5 protein-coding genes and 1 tRNA gene are annotated in these 6,249 nt (G+C 63.2%); 5 read left to right on the forward strand and 1 reads right to left on the reverse strand.

Annotated features, from left to right (window positions below):
* Together SH809_11150 and SH809_11155 are read left to right on the forward strand one after the other, a co-directional pair.
* The coding region (locus tag SH809_11150) for a hypothetical protein (GenBank protein MDZ4700254.1) at positions 1–1,207 on the forward strand (1,207 nt) is incomplete at its 5' end.
* A gap of 73 nt (positions 1,208–1,280) precedes the next feature.
* Complete coding sequence (locus SH809_11155) at positions 1,281–2,390, forward strand: hypothetical protein (GenBank protein MDZ4700255.1); 1,110 nt, start codon at positions 1,281–1,283, stop codon at positions 2,388–2,390.
* A gap of 143 nt (positions 2,391–2,533) precedes the next feature.
* Here the strand turns inward: SH809_11155 and SH809_11160 are convergent.
* Positions 2,534–2,606, reverse strand: a tRNA-Ala gene (locus SH809_11160).
* Positions 2,607–2,775: 169 nt separating this feature from the next.
* Between SH809_11160 and SH809_11165 the strand changes: the two genes are divergently transcribed.
* The 3 genes from SH809_11165 to acnA all read left to right on the forward strand — a co-directional run.
* Entirely contained in the window at positions 2,776–3,018 is a 243-nt protein-coding gene (locus SH809_11165) for a hypothetical protein (GenBank protein MDZ4700256.1), read from the forward strand.
* Positions 3,005–3,328, forward strand: a complete 324-nt coding sequence (locus tag SH809_11170) for a type II toxin-antitoxin system PemK/MazF family toxin (protein ID MDZ4700257.1) — start codon at positions 3,005–3,007, stop codon at positions 3,326–3,328. The genes SH809_11165 and SH809_11170 overlap by 14 nt, the downstream gene beginning before the upstream one ends.
* Before the next feature lie 231 nt (positions 3,329–3,559).
* The coding region (acnA, locus tag SH809_11175; protein MDZ4700258.1) for an aconitate hydratase AcnA at positions 3,560–6,249 on the forward strand (2,690 nt) is incomplete at its 3' end.

Raw genomic sequence — 6,249 nt, forward strand, 5'->3', positions numbered from 1 at the left:
TCCTCCTCCTCCGCCGCCCATTCCCGTGGTGCCGATTCATCAGCCGGCGCCCGCCCCGATACCACTCCCTCCGCCATCGCCCGACGAACCTCGACCCGTGCCGGCGTTTATCCATCGCGGGCTCGACTGGCTGGCCGCCGCCCAGCTCGAAAATGGCGGTTGGGGCGCCGGTTCGCATGCCCATCAGGAAATCACGGACCCCCAAGCCGTCGTCGCCGACCCGGCCACGACCGCCTTCGCGGCGATGGCGTTGCTCCGCACCGGCAGCACGCCGGCGTCCGGCCCCTACCGCGAGCACGTCCTCAAAGCCGTACGATTCCTCGTCGAACAGGTCGAGGCGCATCCCATCGGCCATCCCAACATAACCGATCTAACCGGCACCCAGCCGCAGTCGAAACTCGGCCAGAACATCGATGTCTCGATGACCGCGCAGTTCCTGACGCAGGTGCTACCGCACCTGGGCGGAGATGCCGTGTTGGCCGGCCGCGCGCAGCGGGCGCTGGGTATCTGTCTGAACAAACTTTCGGCGACCCAGGCGGCCGATGGCAGCTGGAACGATCAGGGGGGATGGGCGGCCGTGCTGCAGTCGGCCATGGCGAACAATGCGTTTGAGATGGCGCAGGAAGCCGGCATGGACGTGGATGAGGAAGCCCTCGAGAAGTCGCGCCGCTACCAGCGCAGCAACGTAGACGCCGAGACGGGCGCGGTGCGGACGGAAAGCGCCGCCGGCATCTCGCTCTATTCGATCGCCAGCAACCAGCGCGCGACGGCTAAGGACGCGCAGGAAGTCCGCCAGGCCATGGAAGACGCCAAACAACGCGGCGACCTGGCCCCGAGCGCCGCGCCGTCGGCCCAGAGCCTCGAACAACTGGGCTATACGGCGGACAAAGCGAAGGAGCTGGAGGATGCCTACCGCCAGAACGAAGCCACGAAGGCGATGCTCAACGACGACGCCGTACTCCAGGGGTTTGGCAACAACGGCGGCGAGGAGTTTCTGAGTTATATGATGACCAGCGAGTCGCTCGCCAAAAGCGGTGGCGAGGACTGGAGCGTCTGGTACCAGAAGATGTTCGAGCGCCTCTCCGCTGTGCAGAACGGCGACGGCAGCTGGTCCGGCCACCACTGCATCACAAGCCCGGTGTTTTGCACGGCGGCCGTGATTATGACGATGCTGGCAAAAAATGAAAAGTTAAAAGTGAAAAGTTAAAAGTGAAAAGTTAAAAGTGAAAAATTAAAGTGAAAAGTGGGGATAAAAGTGGAGATAAAAGTGAAAAGTGAAGATGCAAAGATCTCCATGGCCTGATTTCTATTTTGCATTTTGCATTTTACACTTTGCATTTATTCCCCTCTTCCTCGCTTCCTGTGGGCAGCCTTCGGTTCAAGACCGGGCCGAGGGGCTGCTCGCGGGGGCGGAAGCGTATCTGTGGGCGCAACAGGGGGAGGATGGCGGATGGCACAGCGCCACCCACGGCATTGTGCGGGGCGGCGAGGCGTGGACACCGTTTATCCTCCACGCTCTGGGCGATGGGCCAGGACGCGAATTGGCGCTGGAGTTCCTCCGAAGCCGGCTCGACTCCGCCGGCGCCCTGGGTCGGTCGAGCCCGATTGTCCTCGAATATCCCAACTACGCCACCGCGTTGGCGCTGCGTGTGTTGAAGGACGATCCCGACATAGCCGGCCGGATGCGGGCCTACCTGCTCGGCCAGCAGTTCGGGCCCGGGCGAGGCATTTCGGAGGATCATCCCGCCTTCGGAGGGTGGGGATTCGGGGAGGTAGGATTGCCGGCGGGCAGCGTGGGTCATGTCGACCTCTCCCATACCCGTCGGGTGCTGGAGGCCCTGCGCGAGGCGGGCGGGGCGTCCGACTCCGTCTACACCCGGGCGCAGGTTTTTCTGGATCGTCTGCAGAACCGCGGCCGGCCCACGTACGACGGCAGCTTTTATTACGCCCCGCTAGCCGTGTTCGCCAACAAAGGCGGCTTCACGGCCGACTCGGCCGGCGCGCCGGTCTACCGCGGCTACGCCACCGCCACCTGCGACGGACTCCTGGCGCTGCTCGCGGCCGGCGTGCACCGGGAGGATCCGCGCGTGCGGGATGCCCATGCCTGGATACTGGCCCATCCGAGGCTCGACGCTCCCGAGGGGATCCCTGAAAACGAGCCGGCTGGCTGGGATCGCGCGATGGTGTTTTACCACCTGATGGTACGCGCCGAGGTGTACGCCGCGATGGGCGGTCCGGAGGGCTGGCGGGAGGAGATCATGGCGCTGCTCGAAACCCGGGTCTGCGATGACGATTCGTTTGTCAATCCGGCTGGAGCCCCGAACAAAGAGGACGACCCGCTGCTCGCGACGACTTTTATGGTGCGGGCGCTGAGGGCGGTGCTCGAATGATGGCCGCGCTGGGTGGGTTTCGGGCAGGGAGAGCTGGAGAAGATCGGCTACAGGAACTGAGTGCGGGTGCTGGAGGCGACGTGGGGGTGACGGGGTATAAAAAAACCTGCGCCGGAGGCCGGAGCAGGTTTTGGATGTTCGTGTGGAGATAAGGGGAGTCGAACCCCTGACCTCTGCAGTGCGATTGCAGCGCTCTACCAACTGAGCTATATCCCCGTGGTGAGCCCCTCAAACCGAGGGGTCCGCCGGCCGGTTCCGGGGGCGGTCGAGACCAGGCCCTTGAGGTCTACAAGCGGGCCAGAGATGAAATGTAACACACCTTCGGAACAGGCCGATACCCCCTCTCGTAACCCACACGTATGTAACACGTGTAACCCGCACGACCATGCAGAAGAAGCTCACCATTACCATCGACGAAGCCATCTACGACGGCTTGTACCGGGTGGTCGGCGCCGGCAATATCAGTCAGTTCATCGAACGGCTGTTGCGGCCGCACGTGATCCAAGATCAACTCGACGCGGCTTATGCCGAGATGGCGGCTGACACAGCACGCGAGGGGGAGGCGCTCGAATGGGCGGAGGCCCATGTAGCCAACACGGGAGATGGGGCTACAGATGAAACGTGGTGACGTCTGGTGGGTCAATTTTGACCCTTCGCTCGGGGGCGAGACCCAGAAAAAGCGCCCGGCAGTCGTTGTAAGTAACGATGCCTCGAACCGCCACTTGAACCGGGTCCAGGTCGTTCCGGTCACTTCTACTGTAGACCGCCTTTATCCGAGTGAAGCACTCGTGGAGATCGGGAATCACAAGGGAAAGGCGATGGCTGACCAGCTGGCAACGGTGAGCAAACTGCGTCTACTCAGTAAAATGGGAACGATTTCCCCGGGCGAACTCCAGGCGATCGAGCGGGCTATACGGGTGCAGCTCGGAATGATCTGACCTGCCGCCCTATCCGTACCAGACCCTGGGGTTTCCCCTGGCACGATGGGGCGCGGGCTCGATACCCTGGACACGATGTATCGTGTCCCTACGGGGGTGAATCATCGTCGGGGCATCACATTGTTCATTTCTGGCGAATCCACTCGGAAAAAGCCCATCCACCGAACAAAATTCAGTACCCCCCGGTATCAGTAGCCCTTCTCGACTTGCCATCTTTTGACAGCCCAGACTATGAGCACCACGCCTGACAAACGGGACTATTTCGGCGCCAAAGCCACTTTCGAAACGGGTTCGGGCCCGGCGTACATCTACCGGCTGGATCACCTCGCGAAATCCTTCCCCGGCATCCAGCGCCTTCCTTTCTCCATCAAGGTGCTTCTGGAGGCTGCCCTACGCGAGTGTGACGGGTTTCTGGTGACGAAGGAAGATGTCGAACGCCTCGCCACGTACAACCCGAAGGCGCCGGCTCAGGAAGAGATCCCATTTATGCCGGCGCGTGTGTTGTTGCAGGACTTCACGGGCGTGCCCGCCGTCGTCGACCTCGCGGCGATGCGTTCGGCCATGGCCCGCCTCGGCGGGGACCCGGACGAGATCAACCCGGGCGTGCCGGTGCACCTGGTGATCGACCACTCGGTGCAGGTGGATGCCTACGGCGGCAAAAACGCGCTCCAGATCAACGCGGGGTTCGAGTTCGAGCGCAACGCCGAACGGTATGAGTTCCTCCGCTGGGGCCAGCAGGCGTTCGACAACTTCGGCGTCGTGCCGCCGGCGTCGGGCATCTGCCACCAGGTAAACCTGGAGTACATCGCCCGCGCCGTATGGACCCGCCCCGAGGCAGACGGGCTATCGGTCGCCTACCCGGATTCGCTTGTCGGCACCGACAGCCACACGACCATGATCAACGGCCTGGGCGTCGTCGGTTGGGGCGTGGGTGGGATCGAGGCGGAGGCCGTTATGCTCGGCCAGCCGGTCTACATGCTCATCCCGCAGGTCGTCGGCTTCCGCCTCACGGGGAAGTTACACGAGGGCGCCACGGCGACCGACCTCGTGCTGGCCGTCACACAGATGCTCCGCGCCTACGGCGTCGTCGATAAGTTCGTCGAGTTTTTCGGTCCGGGCCTCAGCCGGCTGACGGTGCCGGACCGCGCCACCATCGCCAACATGGCGCCCGAATACGGCGCGACCATGGGCTTCTTCCCGGTGGACAGCGAGACCATCGACTTCCTCCGACGCACGGGCCGCGACGAGTCCATCGTCCAGCTCGTCGAGCGCTACACAAAAGAGCAGGGCCTCTTCCGGACAGACGCCACGCCGGACCCCGAGTTTATCGACATCATCACGCTCGATCTCGCGTCGGTCGTCCCGAGCCTCGCCGGCCCCAAGCGGCCGCAGGACCGCATTCCGCTGTCCGATGTCCAACGCGTGTTCGCGACGTCCCTCAAGACGCCGCCCGGCCCGAAAGGCTTTGGCTTGAGCTCCGAGGCGGTGGCCAAAACAGGGAAATACCAGGACGATAAAGGCATCATGCTGGACATGGCCCATGGCGACGTGGCCATCGCGGCCATCACGAGCTGCACGAACACGAGCAACCCGTCGGTGATGATCGGCGCCGGCCTCGTGGCGAAAAAGGCCGTCGAGCGCGGCCTGACGGTGAAGCCGTTCGTCAAAACCAGCCTCGCGCCGGGGTCGAAGGTCGTTACCGACTACCTGGAGGCCGCCGGCCTGCAGCCGTACCTCGATCAGCTTGGCTTTAACGTCGTCGGCTACGGCTGCACGACGTGTATCGGCAACTCGGGCCCGCTCAACGAGCCGGTCGTGAAGGCCATCAAGGAGGGCAACCTCATCGTCTCCGGCGTGTTATCGGGCAACCGCAACTTCGAGGGTCGCATCCACCCGAACGTCCAGGCCAACTTCCTCGCCTCGCCGCCCCTCGTGGTGGCGTACGCGCTGGCCGGGACGGTGGACATCGACCTCACGAAGGACCCGCTCGGGACGGACACCGCCGGCAAGCCGGTGTACCTGAAGGAGATCTGGCCGACCAGCAAGGAGATCCAGGAGGCGGTTAGCCGCTTCCTCACGCCGGCGATGTTCAAGAAAGAGTACACGGGCATCGAGACATCGAACGAGGATTGGAACCGGATCAAGATCCCCGAGGGCTCCATCTACGAGTGGAGCACGGAGTCGACCTACATCCAGGAGCCGCCGTATTTCGATCACCTAACCCGGGTAACCCCTACGATCGCGCCGATCCGTAGCGCGCGCGTACTGGGCATCTGGGGGGATTCGACGACGACGGACCACATCTCCCCCGCCGGCGACATCAAGGACGACGGGCCTGCCGGCAAGTATCTGGCCGCCAACGGGGTGTCGTATCTCGACTTTAACTCCTTCGGCTCCCGCCGCGGAAATCACCAGGTGATGATGCGCGGCACGTTTGCCAATATCCGCATCAAAAACAAACTCCTCCCCGGCACGGAAGGCGGCATCACGAAGTATCTCCCGACGGGTGAGACGCTTTCGATTTACGACGCGTCGATGAAATACCAGGCCGTTGGCACGCCGCTCATTCTGTTCGCCGGCAAGGACTACGGGATGGGCTCCAGCCGCGACTGGGCGGCGAAGGGCACGATCCTCCTCGGAGTGAAGGCCGTCATCGCCGAGAGCTTCGAACGCATCCACCGCTCGAACCTGATCGGGATGGGGGTGCTGCCACTCCAGTTCAAAAACGGCGAGACCTACGCCTCACACGGTCTGGATGGCACAGAGACGTTCGACGTGCCGGTGACGGATGACGTGAAACCGCGGCAGGACATCGCGGTGACGGCAACGAAGGCGGACGGCTCGAAGGTGTCGTTTACGACCACCTGCCGGCTCGATACGCTGGTTGAGGTGGATTATTACCGCAACGGCGGGATCCTGCA

It is taken from the genome of Rhodothermales bacterium (assembly GCA_034439735.1).
GTDB lineage: Bacteria > Bacteroidota > Rhodothermia > Rhodothermales > JAHQVL01 > JAWKNW01.

What these genes read in the sequence shown, in the direction of transcription:
- SH809_11155 (MDZ4700255.1), top strand. Translation starts at nt 1,281, where the DNA reads ATGCAAAGATCTCCATGGCCTGATTTCTATTTTGCATTTTGCATTTTA.
- SH809_11165 (MDZ4700256.1), top strand. Translation starts at nt 2,776, where the DNA reads ATGCAGAAGAAGCTCACCATTACCATCGACGAAGCCATCTACGACGGC.
- SH809_11170 (MDZ4700257.1), top strand. Translation starts at nt 3,005, where the DNA reads ATGAAACGTGGTGACGTCTGGTGGGTCAATTTTGACCCTTCGCTCGGG.